Source organism: Bacillus sp. HNG, from assembly GCF_003400205.1.
Classification (GTDB): Bacteria; Bacillota; Bacilli; order Bacillales; family Bacillaceae_L; genus Ferdinandcohnia.
Map to the genome: position 1 here is coordinate 21039 of NZ_QUQV01000017.1, position 18803 is coordinate 39841.

26 protein-coding genes are annotated in these 18803 nt (G+C 34.9%); 24 read left to right on the top strand and 2 right to left on the bottom strand.

Annotated elements, in window-relative coordinates; all coding sequences use genetic code 11:
* Window positions 1-132: 132 nt before the first annotated feature.
* The 5 genes from DZB84_RS20900 to DZB84_RS20920 all read left to right on the top strand — a co-directional run bounded on the left by DZB84_RS20900 (window position 133) and on the right by DZB84_RS20920 (window position 4112).
* A complete protein-coding gene (locus DZB84_RS20900; RefSeq protein ID WP_116354241.1) occupies window positions 133-1110 on the top strand; it encodes a S8 family peptidase in 978 nt (325 codons plus the stop codon).
* A gap of 264 nt (window positions 1111-1374) precedes the next feature.
* Window positions 1375-1698 (top strand): PadR family transcriptional regulator, encoded by a 324-nt coding sequence (locus DZB84_RS20905; protein WP_116354242.1) that lies wholly within the window; start codon window positions 1375-1377, stop codon window positions 1696-1698.
* Complete coding sequence (locus DZB84_RS20910) at window positions 1691-2248, top strand: DUF1700 domain-containing protein (RefSeq protein WP_116354243.1); 558 nt, start codon at window positions 1691-1693, stop codon at window positions 2246-2248. The genes DZB84_RS20905 and DZB84_RS20910 overlap by 8 nt, the downstream gene beginning before the upstream one ends.
* Window positions 2245-3159 (top strand): DUF4097 family beta strand repeat-containing protein, encoded by a 915-nt coding sequence (locus DZB84_RS20915; RefSeq protein ID WP_116354244.1) that lies wholly within the window; start codon window positions 2245-2247, stop codon window positions 3157-3159. Before DZB84_RS20910 ends, DZB84_RS20915 begins: the two co-directional genes overlap by 4 nt.
* A gap of 305 nt (window positions 3160-3464) precedes the next feature.
* Complete coding sequence (locus DZB84_RS20920; protein WP_116354292.1) at window positions 3465-4112, top strand: 2OG-Fe(II) oxygenase; 648 nt, start codon at window positions 3465-3467, stop codon at window positions 4110-4112.
* Window positions 4113-4184: 72 nt separating this feature from the next.
* On the opposite strand, the gene katG is transcribed toward DZB84_RS20920, so the two are convergent.
* A complete protein-coding gene (gene katG / locus DZB84_RS20925; protein ID WP_116354245.1) occupies window positions 4185-6401 on the bottom strand; it encodes a catalase/peroxidase HPI in 2217 nt (738 codons plus the stop codon).
* Between the two features lie 373 nt (window positions 6402-6774).
* Here katG and DZB84_RS20930 point away from each other — a divergent pair, with 373 nt between their 5' ends.
* Window positions 6775-7218, top strand: coding sequence for an SRPBCC family protein (locus DZB84_RS20930; RefSeq protein ID WP_116354246.1), 444 nt, complete (start codon window positions 6775-6777; stop codon window positions 7216-7218).
* A gap of 39 nt (window positions 7219-7257) precedes the next feature.
* On the opposite strand, the gene DZB84_RS20935 is transcribed toward DZB84_RS20930, so the two are convergent.
* Window positions 7258-7521, bottom strand: coding sequence for a hypothetical protein (locus DZB84_RS20935; protein ID WP_116354247.1), 264 nt, complete (start codon window positions 7519-7521; stop codon window positions 7258-7260).
* Window positions 7522-7797: 276 nt separating this feature from the next.
* On the opposite strand from DZB84_RS20935, the gene DZB84_RS25490 reads away from it, so the two are divergent.
* The 18 genes from DZB84_RS25490 (at window position 7798) to DZB84_RS21030 (ending at window position 18779) form a co-directional block, all read left to right on the top strand.
* The gene (locus tag DZB84_RS25490) at window positions 7798-7926 is read left to right on the top strand and encodes a hypothetical protein (protein WP_262983990.1); all 129 of its coding nucleotides are present in this window, start codon (window positions 7798-7800) and stop codon (window positions 7924-7926) included.
* Between the two features lie 370 nt (window positions 7927-8296).
* Window positions 8297-8662, top strand: a complete 366-nt coding sequence (locus tag DZB84_RS20945) for a hypothetical protein (RefSeq protein WP_116354248.1) — start codon at window positions 8297-8299, stop codon at window positions 8660-8662.
* Between the two features lie 65 nt (window positions 8663-8727).
* Complete coding sequence (locus DZB84_RS20950) at window positions 8728-9477, top strand: phosphotransferase family protein (protein WP_116354249.1); 750 nt, start codon at window positions 8728-8730, stop codon at window positions 9475-9477.
* Between the two features lie 132 nt (window positions 9478-9609).
* Window positions 9610-9795: a DUF2187 family protein gene (locus DZB84_RS20955; RefSeq protein WP_116354250.1), complete on the top strand. Its 186-nt coding sequence runs from the start codon at window positions 9610-9612 to the stop codon at window positions 9793-9795.
* A 272-nt stretch (window positions 9796-10067) separates the two neighbouring features.
* Window positions 10068-10529: a CarD family transcriptional regulator gene (locus tag DZB84_RS20960; RefSeq protein ID WP_189655331.1), complete on the top strand. Its 462-nt coding sequence runs from the start codon at window positions 10068-10070 to the stop codon at window positions 10527-10529.
* Between the two features lie 698 nt (window positions 10530-11227).
* On the top strand, window positions 11228-11674 hold the full coding sequence (locus DZB84_RS20965; RefSeq protein ID WP_116354252.1) for a GyrI-like domain-containing protein: 447 nt from the start codon (window positions 11228-11230) through the stop codon (window positions 11672-11674).
* 127 nt (window positions 11675-11801) lie between these two features.
* Entirely contained in the window at window positions 11802-12275 is a 474-nt protein-coding gene (locus DZB84_RS20970) for a GyrI-like domain-containing protein (RefSeq protein ID WP_116354253.1), read from the top strand.
* 51 nt (window positions 12276-12326) lie between these two features.
* Window positions 12327-12671 carry an avidin-fold protein gene (locus tag DZB84_RS20975; RefSeq protein WP_189655332.1) on the top strand — a complete coding sequence of 115 codons (345 nt, stop codon included), beginning with the start codon at window positions 12327-12329 and terminating at the stop codon, window positions 12669-12671.
* 80 nt (window positions 12672-12751) lie between these two features.
* Window positions 12752-13387 (top strand): DUF4253 domain-containing protein, encoded by a 636-nt coding sequence (locus tag DZB84_RS20980; protein ID WP_116354254.1) that lies wholly within the window; start codon window positions 12752-12754, stop codon window positions 13385-13387.
* 199 nt (window positions 13388-13586) lie between these two features.
* On the top strand, window positions 13587-13937 hold the full coding sequence (locus DZB84_RS20985) for a YciI family protein (protein WP_116354255.1): 351 nt from the start codon (window positions 13587-13589) through the stop codon (window positions 13935-13937).
* 145 nt (window positions 13938-14082) lie between these two features.
* The gene (locus DZB84_RS20990) at window positions 14083-14415 is read left to right on the top strand and encodes an HIT domain-containing protein (RefSeq protein WP_116354256.1); all 333 of its coding nucleotides are present in this window, start codon (window positions 14083-14085) and stop codon (window positions 14413-14415) included.
* A 141-nt stretch (window positions 14416-14556) separates the two neighbouring features.
* Window positions 14557-15117: a class I SAM-dependent methyltransferase gene (locus DZB84_RS20995; protein ID WP_116354257.1), complete on the top strand. Its 561-nt coding sequence runs from the start codon at window positions 14557-14559 to the stop codon at window positions 15115-15117.
* A 173-nt stretch (window positions 15118-15290) separates the two neighbouring features.
* A complete protein-coding gene (locus DZB84_RS21000; protein WP_116354258.1) occupies window positions 15291-15668 on the top strand; it encodes a nuclear transport factor 2 family protein in 378 nt (125 codons plus the stop codon).
* A gap of 188 nt (window positions 15669-15856) precedes the next feature.
* Complete coding sequence (locus DZB84_RS25680) at window positions 15857-16189, top strand: hypothetical protein (RefSeq protein ID WP_116354259.1); 333 nt, start codon at window positions 15857-15859, stop codon at window positions 16187-16189.
* Between the two features lie 122 nt (window positions 16190-16311).
* Window positions 16312-16764 carry a GNAT family N-acetyltransferase gene (locus DZB84_RS21010; protein WP_116354260.1) on the top strand — a complete coding sequence of 151 codons (453 nt, stop codon included), beginning with the start codon at window positions 16312-16314 and terminating at the stop codon, window positions 16762-16764.
* Between the two features lie 761 nt (window positions 16765-17525).
* Window positions 17526-17699, top strand: coding sequence for a PspC domain-containing protein (locus DZB84_RS21020; protein WP_116354262.1), 174 nt, complete (start codon window positions 17526-17528; stop codon window positions 17697-17699).
* A gap of 54 nt (window positions 17700-17753) precedes the next feature.
* A complete protein-coding gene (locus DZB84_RS21025; protein WP_116354263.1) occupies window positions 17754-18155 on the top strand; it encodes a DUF3221 domain-containing protein in 402 nt (133 codons plus the stop codon).
* Window positions 18156-18302: 147 nt separating this feature from the next.
* Window positions 18303-18779, top strand: a complete 477-nt coding sequence (locus DZB84_RS21030; protein WP_116354264.1) for a hypothetical protein — start codon at window positions 18303-18305, stop codon at window positions 18777-18779.
* Window positions 18780-18803: the final 24 nt, after the last annotated feature.

Here is an 18803-nt window from a genome sequence, read left to right on the forward strand (position 1 = left end):
TAAAAATATGGAGCCTTGATAAAATGAAACAAACCTTCCCGAACCAATGAAGGTTGCCAACCACACCTAGATTGGACAGAAGGGAATAAAGGTAATTAGTTTTGAAAATTGATTTGAAGGAGGAAACCCATCGTGAAAAATCAAGTCAAATTATTACCGTTTACCATTCAGTCAGTTGTGGATCAAACAAATGAAACACCAGAGGGAGTTCAATTGGTACAGGCGCCTTCAATATGGGAAGAAAGCAGTCAAGGTGAAGGCATTGTCATTGCAGTCATTGACACCGGAATTGACACGTCTCATCCAGATTTAAAAGATCGAATTATAGCGGGACGGAATTTTACCACGGATTATCAGGGAAAAACAGACATATTTGAAGACAATAACGGACATGGTACCCACGTATCTGGTACGATCGCGGCAAGTCTTAATAATGAAGGAGTTGTCGGTATTGCACCAAAGGCTCAAATATTGAGTTTAAAAGCGTTAACGGGAGAAGGGTCAGGAAACTATGAATGGATTATCGATGCCATTCACTATGCAGTGCAGTGGCGAGGTCCAGCCGATGAAAGAGTTCGTGTGATTTCCATGTCACTAGGAGGTCCCGAAGATGTACCTGAGTTACATGAGGCGATTCAGCAGGCGGTTAATCAAAATGTATCCGTAGTCGTTGCGGCTGGAAATGAAGGGGATTCTCAAGAGGATACATTTGAATATGCCTACCCTGGTGCGTATAACGAAGTGATTTCGGTAGGGGCTGTAAACATGGATTTAGAGCTAGCTCCATTTTCCAACACCAACACGGAAATCGATCTTGTTGCTCCTGGTGTTGATGTGGTTTCAACATACCCAGATAATAAATATGCACAACTAACAGGAACTTCGATGGCAGCTCCGCATGTCGCAGGTGCTATCGCTCTACTGATTAATGTAAGTGAAAAAGAGTTTGAACGAACACTTAGTGAAGCAGAGGTCTATGCCCAACTCGTCAGACGAACAGTACCACTAGGTAACAGGAAAAGCGCTGAAGGAAATGGATTCCTCCAGCTTGACTTAATTGAAAGATTACATGATGTGATTTTGACTTCAAGCATGAATGTTACAAATTAACTGAACAAATCGCGTTAAATCACTACTTCACATAGGGACAGGAAGCATTACGTAAGGGGGCACACTAAAAAAAGTGTGCCTTTTTGCAATGGTTCTTTTAATGAGGAATGTAAATAATATGTAAATTTATAAAACAGTACCTTGCAATGTTCAGTACTTGTTGTTATATTATTCCTAGTTGCTATATTTTTTTGTTAGGTACTGTTTATTACACGGTAGTGTCTGTTGTACGATAAAAATTAATAAAGAGCGAGGTGAATCCGCATGAACGTTCAATTCAAAAAGGGAGTCCTAGAGCTTTGTGTCCTTGTATTGCTGGATAAAAAAGATCGCTATGGGTATGAACTCGTACAGAAGATTTCCGATCAAATTGAAATTTCGGAGGGAACTGTGTATCCATTGTTAAGAAGGTTAACGAAGGAAGAATATTTCACAACATATTTACAGGAATCCAGTGAAGGACCTTCAAGAAAGTATTATAGACTTACAGATAAAGGGCGGACATACTTACATCAATTAGTCGACGAGTGGAAGGAATTCTCTAAAGGAGTCAACCAATTAATTAAGGAGGGAATGTCTAATGAATAAGAAGGAATTTCTATCAGATTTGGAGCGGCAGTTACGAAAGCTTCCAAAAGATGAAAAAGAGGATATTTTACAAGATTATGAGGAATATTTTTTGATGGGTGTAGAGCAAGGTAAAACAGAAGGTCAGATAGCAGAATCACTTGGTTCTCCAAAACAACTTTCGAAAGAATTACTAGCCAATTTTCATATTGAAAAAATGGAAGTAACCTCATCCACTCGACATATGTTCAGAGCCGTTTGGGCCGTGATTGGTCTTGGGTTTGTTAACTTGTTGCTTGTTCTTGGACCATTTCTTGTTATACTTGCCCTTTTAGCAGCAGGTTGGATAGCTGGCATAGCTGGGGGTATTAGTCCTTTATTAGTATTTGCTAATGCCATCGTCTATCCGGAAATTTTTGAATGGTTTGATGTGTTCTTTTCAATTGGGTTATGCGGACTTGGTCTATTTATCTCTATTGGGATGTATTATGCAACGGTTGGTGTTAAAAACGGATTCCTTCGTTATCTGAAATTCAATGTATACATTGTGAAAGGTGGGAAACCAGTATGATTAAAAAGGTTACTATAGTAGCTTCCTTATTAGTTCTAATTGGTGTAATCGGAAGTGCGGTAACATATGCATCAGTGAATAAAGAAGTTGCCATTAATGAAATAAGACAGATTGAAGATGAGACTATCACTTCCATACAAGTAAATGTAGATAGTATCGATGTAGAATTCATTTCAGTTCCAAGTATGGATGAAGCAAAGGTTGAGCTAGTTGGCACAGGTGTAGGAAAAACAATGAAAGACTTTTCCGTAACTGAAGACGATCAAACACTTTTAATTGCATTGCAATCTGAAAATAAAAAATGGTTTAACTTTACCTTCTATACTACAGATTTGAATTTAAAAATATTTGCACCAGAAAAAATCTATGACAACATAAAAGTAAATGGGTTTTCTTCTGATGTTTCTTTACAAAACTTTCAGTCAAAAACGATTAATCTAACAACAGTTGATGGTGATGTGAAATTAGAGAATATCAGTTCTGAGAAGATGAATATAAAAACTTTGACTGGTGATGTGAAGATGGAAGAAGTACAAGGAGCAATTGCATTGGTTACAGAAAGTGGTGATTTGAATGTGTCAGATGCACCTGTACAATCTTTCAATGCACGTGCATTCACTGGGGATATTAGCTTAGAAAATGTTATCGGTCCACTTACAACAAATACTGTCGATGGAGACGTTTTTATATCAATTAATGAAATTAGACATGCCATTTATGGAAAAACATTAAATGGTGATATCAAAATTGAATCGGAAAAGGAACCTAGCAATGCTCAATTTGAGGTGAAGACATTGTCAGGTGATGTAATTATATTTGATAAATACGAAAGAAATGCCAAAATGGGTGAAGGAACTGCCTTAATACAATTAGAAACAGTAAGTGGCGATGTCACTGTAAAAAATAAATAAGCGGACAGAGGGACAGGTCCACTGTCCCAGAGGTAAAAGCCTAGACACAAGTTCTAACTTGTACCTAGGCTTTTTCCTATTAATCTTTCGGTAATATGTAATTTTTTTCAAAAAATAATAGAAAAATAATCTTTCAGGGTATAAAATAAAAAAGCAAATTCTTTCAGGAGAAGTTTGTAAGAGTTTACATCCATTTTGATAAACAGGAGGGACCAAAGAAAACGAATAAATTACTGCTTTCTGTTTTAGATCAATCCATTTGTTTTTAAAATTTAAACGATTAAAGAGGTTGATGAAAGTTGACAATGGATGCTACAGATTTACCAATTAAAGAGCCAACTATTTTTAGTCATATTGGCAATAAAATTATAACAGAAGATCGTGAAATAAAAATTATTGCTAGATTGGAAGAGCCACTAATCGTCATTTTGGGAAATGTGTTAAGTGATGAAGAATGTGATGAATTAATTAGATTGTCTAAAGATCGAATGCATCGTTCAAAAATTGTGAATGCCAATGTAGATAACATGAGAACGAGCAGTAGTACATTTTTAGACGAAAGTGAAAATGTCATTGTTACGAGAATTGAAAAGAGGATCTCACAGATCATGAATATACCAACTGAATATGGAGAAGGTCTTCAAATTCTAAATTATAAGATTGGGCAGGAATATAAGGCTCATTTTGACTTTTTCAATTCTTCCAATAAGGCAAACAACAACCCTAGAATTAGCACACTTGTCATGTATTTAAGCGATGTAGAGCAGGGTGGGGAAACGTATTTTCCAAAGCTTCATTTTTCAGTATCTCCACAAAAGGGCATGGCTGTGTATTTTGAATACTTTTATAATGACCAAACTTTAAATGACCTTACCCTACATGGTGGTGCCCCCGTTATAGTAGGAGATAAGTGGGCTGCCACACAATGGATGAGAAGGAAAAAAGTGAAATAGAACAAAACTAAAACATCTTCCATGACGGAAGATGTTTTAGTTTGAATTGCTGATGTATCATACACTCACCAATTAGTTACTTGCTAGTTGAGCCTTCTTGTTTTCAACCGATTTAAGGTCAAAGCGATCTGCATTCATCACCTTTACCCAGGCTGCAATAAAGTCACGCACAAACTTCTCTTTGTTATCCTCTTGAGCGTAAACCTCTGCAAGGGAACGAAGAACAGAGTTTGAACCGAAAACGAGGTCCACTCTAGTTGCTGTACGTACTACTTCACCTATTTTACGATCACGACCTTCGTATACGTTTTCTCCTACAGGTTTCCATTGTACTCCCATATCAAGCAAGTTTACAAAGAAGTCATTTGTGAGTTGACCAACACGATCCGTGAATACGCCGTGCTGTGTGTCGCCATAATTTGTACCTAGTACACGCATACCACCAATCAGTACAGTCATTTCCGGTGCAGTTAGACCAAGAAGTTGAGCCTTATCAATGAGGAGTTCTTCTGGACTCACACTAAACTGTTCCTTTTGATAGTTGCGGAAGCCATCAGCGATAGGTTCTAAGACTTCAAAGCTTTCTACATCTGTTTGGTCAAGTGTTGCATCGCCACGTCCAGGAGCAAACGGAACTGTAACATCAAAGCCTGCATCTTGTGCAGCTTTTTCAATTGCAGCACATCCTCCTAATACAATTAAATCAGCCAAACTGATATCGATATCTAGGTCGTCTTTAATTCCTTCTAATACTTGAAGCACCTGCGCAAGTTGTTCGGGTTGGTTCACTTCCCAATCCTTCTGTGGAGCTAGGCGGATGCGTGCCCCATTTGCACCACCTCGATGATCGGAGCCACGGTACGTACTTGCAGATGCCCAAGCTGTTGTTACAAGCGTACTGACTGTGAGACCGGAGTCTAGTATTTTAGCCTTAATCTCAGCGATTTCAGCATCCGTTAAATCATAATTACCAGCTGGTACAGGGTCTTGCCAGACGAAATCTTCTTCAGGAACTTCTGGACCAAGGTATCTTGCCTTAGGACCCATGTCACGGTGAAGTAGCTTGAACCATGCACGAGCAAATACGTCTGCAAATTCATCTGGATTCTGGTGGAAACGACGAGAAATTTTTTCATATTCTGGGTCATGACGTAGTGCCATATCCGCAGTCGTCATCATCGTTGGAACTTTAATAGATGGATCTTCTACATCTGGAGCAAGATGTTCCTCGGCTGGATCTACCACAAGCCATTGCCATGCACCTGCAGGACTCTTTGTCAGCCACCACTCATATCCAAATAATAGATCAAAGTAGCCATTGTCCCACTGTGTGGGGTTAGCAGTCCAAGCACCTTCGATACCACTACCGATAGTGTCGCGACCATACCCTTTACCGTAAGAACTTTGCCAACCTAAGCCTTGCGCTTCAATAGGAGCAGCCTCTGGCTCTGGACCTACTTGAGAAGGATCTCCTGCACCATGTGCTTTACCGAAAGTATGTCCTCCAGCGATTAGTGCAACTGTCTCTTCATCGTTCATTCCCATCCGTGCAAAGGTTTCACGAATATCCTTTGCGCTTGCAATCGGATCAGGTTTTCCATTTGGCCCTTCTGGATTCACATAAATAAGCCCCATTTGCACGGCAGCAAGCGGATTTTCAAGGTCGCGTTCGCCAGTGTAACGGTTATCAGCAAGCCATTCGGTTTCAGTTCCCCAATAGACGTCTTCTTCTGGATGCCAAATGTCTGGGCGTCCTGCTCCAAATCCAATTGTTGGTCCACCCATATCTTCAATGGCAACATTACCTGCTAAAACAAGTAAATCTGCCCATGAAATCTTATTCCCATACTTTTGCTTAATCGGCCATAGGATTCGTCGTGCTCTGTCAAGGAGAACGTTGTCAGGCCAACTGTTAAGTGGTGCGAAACGTTGGTTTCCTGTTCCACCGCCACCTCGACCATCACCTATACGGTATGTACCAGCAGCATGCCAAGACATACGAATAAACATAGGACCATAATGTCCATAGTCGGCAGGGTACCAGTCTTGACTGTCTGTCATGAGATCACGAAGATCTTGCTTTAGAGCATCGTAATCTAATTTCTTAAATTCTTCTGCGTAATCAAAGTCTTCGTCCATAGGGTTGGATTTTCGATCATGCTGATGGAGAATATTCAAGTTTAGCGCATTTGGCCACCAGTCTCGATTCGTATTCCCACTTGCTTTGTTGCTAGTAACACCCCCATGAAACGGGCATCCTCCAATGTTTTCATTGCCTTTAGTATCCATTTTTAAATCTCTCCTTCTGTGATATTTTAGTAATTTATACATCTAGTTTTAAGAAACTAGGATGATCATAATTTTCGTGTGATTATTACAATAGAAGAAGGGCAGAGTTGAAAGAAATATAGACTTTGAAAATTCTAGAGCATCAGGACTATTATATTTTGAAGTGTAGCCAATTATGATAGATACATAGCTGCGAACAAAAGAAGTAAATCGTAGAGGCAAAAATGATGTAAGGGACTAAGAAGCATACTTGAGTCGAATATAAGATAAAAAGTTACAATATTTTGTATATTACCATTATAATGAAAGTGATGAATATAAAGCAAGTTTGATGCACACACTCCTAAAATCCATAGAAAGGGAGGTCAGTTAAATGCCATTTATCAACCATAAAACCTATATTAAAGTACCGTTAGAGGTAGTGTATAAAACAATTTCAACATCCCATGGGTGGAATGCTTGGTTTACCGATGACACATCTTTAGAGATCAGCCCAGATGGAACCGGTGAAATCAGATTAAGATGGAAAAATTTCGGTTGTGAGAATGTAAATATTGAGGATAGGGGTAAGATCCTTGAGGCAACCCCTAACAAAAAATTTGTTTTTCAATGGTCTCCAGGTGAACAAAATACTACAGTAACTTTTACACTTGAGCCTTATAAAGACGGAACATTAGTTGTACTTGATGAGACGGGTTACACTTATTCTGAAAAAGACGTAAAAGCCTGTATTAGTTGTGCTGTAGGATGGGGAGAAGCATTAACCCTATTAAAAATATACTTAGAACATGGAATTGTGTATAAACAGGATTTATAAAAAAGCCGATAAGACTAAATGGCAAGCAAATATCTATGTCTAGTCCTTTTTAGTCAATCTTTTCCATCCTTTCTGGATACCGATTAAAATGATAGAAAGAATACTCGTTTTAAATAAAAAGATCATACCTGTAAGGATGATGAACGGGATAAAGTCCTTAATGCTTAATTTCCCTAATTGAGAAAAATCAAAGTTTTGTAGAGTAAAAGATAAGATGATAAGTGCAGCTATTACAACAAGCCATTTCTTTTTAATAGGATTAGAATCATTCACGGTCATACCTGCTTTCGATTTAGTTCTCAAAATTCAAGCTTTCTTTCATTATACTAAATGCATGGCATGCTGTAATTGGCTGGAATGCTATTTCATAAACCTGTCAGAAATTGTTCGATTAGTAGAGATGGATTTAAGTACCGTACAGGATTGGAAAATAAATTACAAGCTAAAGAGCATTTTAATAAAGGACTTTTACATTTTTTGTGGAATGATTAGTTAAGTTGTTTATGATGATATTCAAGACTTTATGGGCTTTTTTCACAATTACCTGTGTTGCTAAGAGGCAAGGAAAGGAGTTCTAAAATGAATTGGATCTACCTTGTTTTATTAATTGTTACGATTCCATTGGGACTTTGGGGATTAGTAGCTAGAGCGAAATGGTTAGAAGAGCAATCAAAAAAGATTAGAAGTGAAAACCATTCAAACAAATAACATCTAAGACTATAGGGTGCTTGCCTTTAAGAAGGAGAAGCAACCTTTTTTATTTCATAAGATATATTGTTAGATTGATGAAAAATAAATAAGGGATGGTACACTGTAAAAAATATTCCGTCACAAAAGGAAGCAGAGAAAATGGGGATGCAGGATTATAAGATATTTGAGAAAAGTGGAGAAGAACAAATTGCTCAAGTAACTTTTAATACGGATGATTGAGAAATCTGTGAGATCGTGTATAGGCAGTATGTGAAACAATGTATATGCCACCTCCGTGCGACGACCCATGAAGAATTATCTCTTTTGGAATTTGTGTATAAACGCTGCAGTAAAGTTTAAAGAGTAATTATCCAGGGGGGATATCCTTATGACAATAACAAGCAAAATTATTTTACTCTTATTTACTTTTATTTTTTTGGTTTCAGGTTGTACATATCCCTATCCAAAAACAGAAATCGTTTCAGAAGAACCTTTAATCATAGGCTATATAACAGATATAAATGAAGAAAAACAAGTTATTCAAGTTGTAGAAAATATCTCGAAAGAAGAAGCCTTATATGGTGTAACAAAGGATAATGGTTCCTGGATCCAAATGAATAATGTGATTATTAATGATGTTTTTGAAATTGGAAATAAAGTTGCTATTTGGGATTCACCAATTAACGAGAATTCAAGTAAAGAAGAGAGGAAAGCCATGCCACTTGCAAAGAATATTGTATTGATAGAGAAATAATGCACTTTTTTTGAAGTTATAATGCTAACAAAGCAGGAAAATTAAAAAAGTAGGGAGATAACCCAATGTTTTTAGGTAATCCAATAGCGATAGGTAATACTGCAAAAATTTATCTTTCTGACAACAAAGTAGTAAAAGTTTTTAACGATTTTTTGCCAGATACGGAATCTATAAATGAAGCAAACAAACAAAGATATGCCTATTCATGTGGACTTCCTGTACCCGAGATTTTTGATGTTACCAAGATAAACGGAAAACAAGCAATCATAATGGAATATGTTAAGGGAGAAACATTGGGAGATTTATATATCAAACATAAAGATCAAGCAGAACATTACTTGAATATTTCAGTTGACATGCAGCTTGATATTCATAGTATCATTCCTGATGGCCTCGAACCAATGTATCATAAATTATACCGTCAAATTGAGAGTGTAAATGAATTAGATAAACGGCTAAAAAATTATTTGTTAAAGAAATTGGAATCATTTACTTACGAAGATAGGCTCTGTCATGGTGACTTTCATTTATTTAATTTGATTCTGTCAGAAAACCAAGTAGTCGTTATCGATTGGGTTGATTCAAGTGCTGGAGATATTCGTGCTGATATATTTCGAACCTATCTTTTATACTCCCAATTTTCGTTTGAATTAGCTGAGATGTACTTGCGACTTTATTGTGAAAAGAGTGGAATTTTAAGGTCTGAAGTATTTCAGTGGGCTCCCATCATTGCTGGAGGAAGATTATCTGAAGGTGTCTCATCGGAGAATTCAGAAAGACTTATTGAGATAATAAATCGCTACTGCCCATTATAATATGACAACGCTATGTATAAAACTTCACTTGAATTAACGGATGCTTTTCCTTAAACAATAATTACAACTCGTATTTTATTGTTCCTGCATTTTTTTATCGTTGCTGAAAATAATAAGTGCGGGGGTGAAAAAATGGCAACTGCTAAAATCGGGGACAATATTGTATTTAAGCGTGATGGGGAAAGCTATGAAGGAACTGTTACGGTTGTAAGAGAAAATTCTGTTATTGTTGAGTACGGATACAATAAGGCAAAAGATGAACCTATTACAACGATAGTCAATCATAAAAATTATAAAATATCGAAAGCATCTTCATGAACAAATGTACGTAAGTAACGAGCGCGATTGCTGAAATTGGCAGTCGCTTTTTGTGTTATTAGCACATGTTGATTAAGAGATTTCAAAATAGACGCTAGAAAATTAATCTTCTCTTTATTGGTAATCCGAAACGATTCTATTGTTTTTCTTTTTTTAATTGCCAAAGAAAAACAGTTGACAATAAAAATAGATTTATGATATTATTAAAAGTTTGATTAAAAATACGATGTGTGTTAAGGTTAAGAAGGTTACCGTATATGGAGGTGGATTATTTGTTTCAAATTGGTGATAACATTGTTTATCCTATGCACGGCACAGGTATCATTAAAGCTATAGAAGAAAAGGAAATCTCAGGAGAAAAACAACAGTATTACGTCATAAAAATGTTAATCGGTAATATGCAGGTCATGATTCCCACGGGTAAAATATTGAGTTCAAATATACGCCCTGTTACTGACATACATGCATTAAAGGACATTATACACATTTTTCAGCATGGAGAATCAGATCGATTACTGCTGTGGAAACAAAGGTATAAAGTGAACGCGGATAAAATAAAAACGGGTAAAATACAAGAATGTGCTGAAGTTGTTCGTGATTTAATGCGTTTGAAGAAAGAAAAAGCACTTAATACAAGCGAAAAAAAAATGTTAGACAACGCGCATGAATTTTTGATTAGTGAACTGGAATTGATCAAAGGAATTACCGAAAATCAAATCAAAAGTTTCTGTTAAGGTTAATTTTAGATAAACCCCTCCCGAAAATAACCTTATTTTTGGGGAATATGTTTATTATTAATTAATAAATCTTTTCAAAGGCACCCAACATTTTTAACTCACCTATAGAGCATTACCCTCTTTTGTTATTTCTACAATCTAATCCATTTTATTATTTGAATTTCTTTTATGAACGTTTTCAAATAAACGTTAAATAGTCACTTGATTTTTGCAATCCTGATTCACACTGGCACGGCCAAGGAGCCGTAAGGATGAAAGAGAGGTAGGGCTTTCATTGTTTTAGGTACACAATATTAATAAGTCATTATTTCTATAAGAAAAAACAAGCAATTTCACCACTATCTTTAAGAGTTTTTCACATCGCTGAGACAGATAATAGAAATTGTTTATATCTTTAAGTAAAAGAGAAAAACGAATTGTAACACCATATGGTCAACTGCAAAAATGGTTTCCAGACTAGGAACCATTTTTTGTTTTTTAGGATTTATCTAAGGGATTTAAAAAAATGATAATTGAACTAAGGGTGCGTTAATTTAAGAGTGATATTAACCACCTTTTTATGAATTCCATATTGAACAAATGTTGAATTTTAGTTGCGTACCAGAAATCCTTACTTCAATGCAGGAAGTAAGGATTTTTTATTGAATAAATAAAATTAGAATATTATGGATTTCATGTAGATGGGAGAAGTTAATATGTCGTTTATGATGGTTGAGAAAGAATTTAAGCTTGTTGGGTTAAAAGGTAGTGGGGAGTTTGTTAACTATGGGGATGAAGTACCCTTACTTGCAAAGCAACTATTAAGTCGCTCAAGGGAAATCCAAAATTCGACAGAGACCGAAATTGCCTTATTTGAGCCTAAAAAGGATGAGGAGCATAGGATAGGTGATTATTATGTAGGGTTAATTGTAAGCGAGAAATTAAATGAAGTACCAACTGGAATGGTTTATATTGAGATAAATAAAAGGTACATAACTACAAGAGGAAATATATTAAACTTGGGAGAACTTCATTTGAATTTATTGAATTGGGCAGAAGAACAAGGTTATCAAAGAAATCTTGATTCTTATATTATCGAGACATATCACCCTATGGGGGAAGGTTTTGAAGAAGTAAAGGTTTATTTACCAATTCAAGCTTAACAAATCAAAAACCATCTTTAACAAACGAAGCAAGTCAGTACAAGTGGGAATTACGCTAAGAGATAAACGGAATAAAAAGTCTTATAACAATGTAATTAGCACTATTTATAAGAAAGGAGAAGTAAAAATGGGAATCCCGGTAACGTTCAATGGAATAAAAGAAATTACGGAAAAGAAATTAGTCGGTTATCGTGTCGTTTGCAGTGATATAACAGGGTATGGTCAAGAAATTCCGAAGGCATCTTTGTTATTGGAGCAACGCAAAGGTGAAATCATGCATTTAGTTGAACCGGTTCATCTCATCGGAGCATTTAAAGTAACGGAGTTATCTGATGAAGATAATGGTTACTGGGTTTGTTACGAGGTTAATGAATTTGAGATGATCCCTGAAGGAATGGTATGTCTTATGGTCCCTACACAAAAGTATGCAGTCCTCCATTTTAAAGGACATGCATCTCAAATTTATCATGTATATACTCATTTACATGAATGGATTAATGAGAATGGGTATAAGCGTTTACCTGAAGAGTGGTCACTAGAAATTTACTCTAAATGGACTGAAACAGAAGATATTGTATATCTATGTGATCCGATTTTATAAATTTAATTTTCGCAGATTGAGAAATGCGCTTAACAAAGGGAAGGATAAAAAATGATAAATTATAATGGTCGTAGATTTGTTTCAATTGAAAATACAGCTAATGGTGAAGTTTCTTCAAAGACTATTTTTGAATACAAACAAGAGGGGCATATCATCTCAGCAACATATAGTGGAGGCGAAATTGTAAAAGGAACATTGGTTGGAATAATAAAAGAAGACGGTTGCTTAGAGTTTAGATATAACCACGTTAACAACAAAAATGAAATAAGAGGCGGAAAATGCGTTTCTACTCCAAAAATCTTACCAGATGGGCGAATTAGGTTATATGAAAATTGGAAATGGCTTGACGCTGAAGCCACGGAGGGTAATTCAATTATTGAGGAAATTAGTATATAAAACTAGTAAAGGGTGCGATTTTACAATAACAAAGAGCAAATAAATGTAAAAAAGATACTTTCATAAGCAGGTGGCGCCGAATGAATTTGAAGAGTTTTTTCGGATTAGGGAAGAAACACAAAAACGAAATAAATGATGAAATGGTTAAAGAACTGGGGTTTATTCAAGAAGTATTAAATATCATAAAGCAAGTTTCTAATAATAATTTACAACCATTAAAGATAAATGATTTATATAACGAAGATGGAATTACAACAATAGGAATATCTTTTATGACCTTGGAAGAGGAAGCCGAAAAGCTGGTTGTTGAACTTCAATCCAAAATTAAACATCTAGGCTATTATGCTTTTATGAATGAACGGAATTTTATTAAGGGTAATAAAAGTAAATGTAGAATAGGGGTTCTAAAAGGAAATGAACAGTTTGAACTTCTAAAAATTTTACAAACAAATGGAGATAATTATGATATTAGCAATGATGATGTTATTTCAAAACTAAAGCAATGGAATAATCGTTTTCCTTTTTCTATTATCGGTGCTGATTTTGATTGGATTGAAGCAGAATTCTTAGTGGCGCCCTCTGACCAACACATACAATCATTTGCTAAAGAAATGTATGAATTTTGTCCAGATATCGTCGAACAAGGAACTGGGAATATTGAAGAACTAATTGAAGAAATCAAGGAAACGAAAAAATTTTACTTGTGGTGGGTTTGATAATCTTTATTTCTTACTACCGTTCATTCAATAAGAGAAGATGAAAATTATCGATTTATTACTTACTTTTGCAGTTGTCATTTTGTTATGTGGAAATTAATAACTATAAAGAAGAATGAAGAGGAAAAAGAAAAATAGATTATTCCTATTAGATGGTCAATTAGAGGATATTCTTCTAAAAAAGAAGGAGGAAATTTTTATGCTGTTTATGCTGATTGTCAAAGCCTCGAAAAATTCGGAAGCAGGAAAACTTCCGAGCTCTGAACTCATGGAAGCAATGGATAAGTACAATGAGGAATTAGTTAAGGCTGGCGTACGGGTTATGGCTAAAGGACTTCATCCAAGTTCAAATGGGATCCGCCTTTCGTTTCCGAAACCAGGGGAAAAGCCGGTGGTTACGGAAGGTCCTTTTACGGAATCGAAAGAACTGATTGCCGGGTTCATTTTGATTGATGTGAACTCAAGAGATGAAGCCATCGAGTGGGCCATGAGGATGCCGGACCCGCAAGGAAATGGGGAAGGTCAGATTGAATTGCGGCAAGTATTTTAGGCGCCATACCAAACTAATAATCGGTTATGAAACAAGTAAAATACTCTGGGTGATTATTTATTGGATTTCATATATTAACAAATCACCAAACAGTAGTTGGTCAATGGAATAGAAGAAAAAATAGTATTTTTTTAGGGAGGGCATTATGACTGAAGATTTTTATTGTGATGAAGTATTAAGTGGTAAAACCCAAGTAAATAAAGTGATAGAGACAGAAAATGTATTAGCCTATTATCATACAAGACCTTTTTATCCAGTCCATATTGTTGCTATACCAAAGAAGCATATACCTTCTTTAATTACATTAGAAGAAAGTGACAACGAATTATTAATTGAATTACTAGGAGTAATTAAAAAGGTTGCAACTATTGTTACTGAAGAAAACGGTGCATGTAGAGTAATTACCAACTTAGGAGATTATCAGGATTCAAAACATCTCCATTGGCATATAGTCTCTGGGGAACCATTGATAAAATAAAATCGTGCTAGAGTGTGTGACGGAGAAACAGAAATTATAAATCTTGAAAAAGACAATAAAATAACGTAATTACCATTCTTGTCGATATGTTTTTATTTGGAATAATATAACCATATCAATCACTAAAGATCGGGGTACTAAATGAACAAACTTCAAGATGAAATAAAGGTTGTTATCGGAGCAGGAGAATATGTTAATAATCCTGGTTGGATACATACACAGGAAGAAGAATTAAATCTATTAAACGAAAAAATGTGGGAAAACAGATTCAGTGAGAGTTCAATAAAAGCTATTTTGGCTGAACACGTCTGGGAACATCTTACTTACGAAGAAGGTATTGAGGCAGCGAAAATGTGTATTAAATACCTAAAACCTTCTGGCTACATTCGTTGTGCGGTACCTGATGGTTATTTTCCGGATGAATCTTACCAAAATACTGTCCAAGTAGGGGGACCTGGGCCAAAAGACCACGCAGCAGCAAGTCATAAAATAGTTCACAATTATAAAACTTTAACAAAAATGTTTAAAAGTGCGGGATATAAAGTTAAATTGCTTGAATATTGTGATGAGGAAGGGAGTTTTCATCAGAATACTTGGGACGGTGCCGATGGTGTAATTTTTCGTTCTAAGAAGGTTGACCCAAGAAACCAAGGCGAAAAACTCGTTTTTCCTTCTTTGATTATTGATGCTTTGAAACTATGATAATTTATAAGTACGTGAAGACATATACTTGAACTAAAGCAGCGATATTCCATGAAGGACTATCGCCTATTTTTGTTGAAAATAGTAAGTTAGTCGTGCAGTTTTACTTTAACTTAAGTCCTCTAGAAAAGGAATTGTTATAGATACCATTAAATCATAGGGAGGAATGAAAATTGAACACTATAGAGGAAGTATTAAATGACTATTTTATCGCATGGAATAAAGGATTCATTTGCAAGAATGGTGATGGAATTAGAGATTGTATGTCAAAGAGTTTTATAGGATATTGGGCTCATTCGAATATAGATAATCCGGAACCGTATTATTATGACTATGACCTCGATAGTGTATTAAGACAAATGGACAATGCTGAAAAAAGTTTTGAAATTGCTTCAATCACTGAGCGTAAAAATGGAGAAGAATATTTAATTTTAGGTAGAGAAACGAACACAATAAATGGTGAACCTTACTCTGCTCAATGTATGTTTGTATGGAGAAAAGAAGATAATGCGTGGAAATTATTGAGAGAATATATTGAATTGGAAAGGTAGGTTCTTCGTACAGTAACAGGATCGTTGACAAAGAAGGGTTAGTGATAGAGTATTTGCAATTTTATGGAAGGCTGTATCGAATGATTGTTATTATTTATAAAAAGTTTTTTCGAGTTCTCATACTGTTAAAATATGGTATATTATTATCAGAGAATTTCAGAATTATATATAAAAGGGGAATGGAATAAATGTGGGAAACTCTTCCTAATTGGTTTTGGAATATATATTACTTGTTTTTATTAACAACATTGGGAGCTGCAATATATAGTCTTAAAATGTATAAAAATAAGATATTGTCCATATTAGCCATAGTATTTATTATTTTAATTCCGATAGTTAGCATATTAAATAGTATAGGTAGGGCGCCAGGCATAGATGAATATGAACACTTAATAAGTCAATTGCAACTGGGCGCTACTTGGTCTATTTTCACAATTATAGCCTATATGTTTTTATTAGTATGGTGGGTATTATTCTTTTTGAAAATCAAGTCTAAAAACAAAGCCACTATCTCAAATTAAACGATATAAGACTCTAATAGTTATATTGATGCTATTAGTTGTTGTATGAACTGACAAAAGAGGAAACTGAAAAAATATATTAGAAAAAATGAAAAAAAATCCAGATAATAGGGGAGAGAAATATGGTCATTCGTAAACTAAATATCAATGAACAGCCCCCAATGGATTTATTGATATTAGCTGACCCTTCGAGGATACTCGTTGAGGAATATATGCAAAGGGGAGAATGCTTTGTAGCTGAAAGCGCTGGTCAAATCATTGGAGTATATGTACTACTCCCGACAAGACCTAAAACGGTGGAGCTGGTAAATATAGCAGTAAAAGAAACCCACCAAGGCAAAGGAGTGGGTAAACAATTGGTAATGAATGCAATTGAAGTAGCTAAGTCGATGGGATACAGAACCATCGAAGTCGGTACTGGAAATTCAAGCATTGGACAAATAGCACTCTATCAAAAATGTGGTTTTAGAATAGTGGGTATTGATATAGATTTCTTCATTAGGCACTATTCAGATGTAATTTTCGAAAATGGAATACATTGCAAGGATATGGTGAGATTAGCTCTAGATTTGTAGGTTGAAAAAGTAAGTTTCTAACTAATGGTACCTAAGGAGCCGTTTAGTTAAAAGGAGATAACCATTAATAAAGTTATTCTGTAATAGGGACCTATCAAGGTCCGTTTTTATTAGTCTAGCATTTAGAAAATGCCAATTTTTTGCGGGCTAAAAACTAAAAGATAGCAATAGCGAAAGAAGGATTATCCCATAGTGCATTGAAGTTATAAATGTAAATGTGGATGCATTCGAATGTAATAAACAGTTTTGTTAATCAAAATGAAGTGGGGAGGAAATAACGTTTGAAAGTAAATTACAAAAAGGTGTTAGGTTACTTATTATATTTTTTGGGTTTCTTTATTTTGTTCGTTTTTGTCAGCAATGTAAATGCCTATTTTCACTACATGTCGAATGAACAGTTTAGAATATATCCTTGGCAAATACTAAAAGTTTTAATGTATTTCCCAATTGGGGTGTATCTGGGACTTCCTGACTTTTTAGTAAAAATGAAAAAGAAGGGAAAATGGACACTAAATTTTTATAAGATTTTATTGGTTGGGCTACCTATGATGTATCTATCTTTTTATTGGTACATTCCCCTTTCATTCCCAATTCCCAATGTTCTAACCTACACAAACCCTATATTTAGTTTGGGAACTATCATTGCTGGTTTTATTTTTATTAACAGCTTTAGCAAAGAATAAAAAATAAAAAAAGTTGTTGTGTCAAACAAGTTTATGAACCAATTAAGTAACATAACAATACTTAGAGGGGGAATTGAAATGTTACAAAAGTTATCTAAATCAACCACTGATAGGGCACTATTTGGAGTATGTGGAGGAATAGCTGAGTCTCTTGGTATTTCTCCACTAATTGTAAGGACTATTTTTTTCGTAACTGTTGGGTTTTCTATCTATTTGTATATATTTTTAGCAGCCGTATTACGAGATAAATGACCCTCGTAATTTCTTATCCAACTTTAGTGAATGTTGTTTTGAGGAGGTTTTAACATGGTTAAGATTCTACAATATAAAAGTATACTGTTAGCTTTTTTACTGCCTTTAGTAATATTTGTGATCCTTAACGCAATTCCACCTCAAAATAAACCTTCTGGTTTTAGAGAACTTCCTGATAATTATATGATTATCGAAGGGTATGTAGTTTCCAAACGAATTGATTCTATCTGGTTGGCAGAAGAGCCAATAAGTTTTGTAGGAAGAGTTTCAGGTTATGTTACAGGGTATGGTGCGAGTAGCATTAATGTATCTAATAGTAAGGATTTGGAGGATAAAATGTCATTTAGACAACTTAGGATTAACCAAAAAGTACGTGTTTATTGTGATTATATTAGAGAATCAAATCCCCCTAAAACCGTAGCTTTCTATCTCGAGATAATTAAAAATAACGATTAACCCTATTACGGTTTAGCAGACTCATCAACTTTTTTATTTTCAATTTTAATTGTACCAAATCCAAATACCATGTCATGATCCAAGAAGGATAATCACTTCTTTTGTTGAAATTAATAAGCAATTAACTGTGATTTTAGGGGGATATTTTTGAAAAAATATTCGTATGCATTTCTGTTGCTACTAATAATTGGTGTAGTTTTAATTGTCACTTATACGTATCGTGAGCAAAACTTGGATGAATTGTTAGATATGGATAATGTTGATAAGTTTCATATAGTTACTGAGTATAAAGACTCTTATGAATTTAAACTTTCAAAAATTGACCAAGAAGCTATTAATAAACTCGCGGCCTATTTAAATCAATACAAAGTAAAACTAACAAATAAGGATGGTTGGGTCTCTAATTATGAAAATGAACGATTTGAACTTTACCTTGGATACAAAAATGGGGAAATGGAAATATATACACTTGAATGGAATGTAATTGTATCAAACAAAGTTTACAAAGTATTGAATGCACCTTTGGATTATAAATGGATAAAGGAATTTGAGCGGGACATCAATTCAAAACAAGAAAAGAATATACGATTGAAAGAAGAATTTATAGTTATAAGTACGGATTGAAAAAACCAAATGGGGAAATCATAT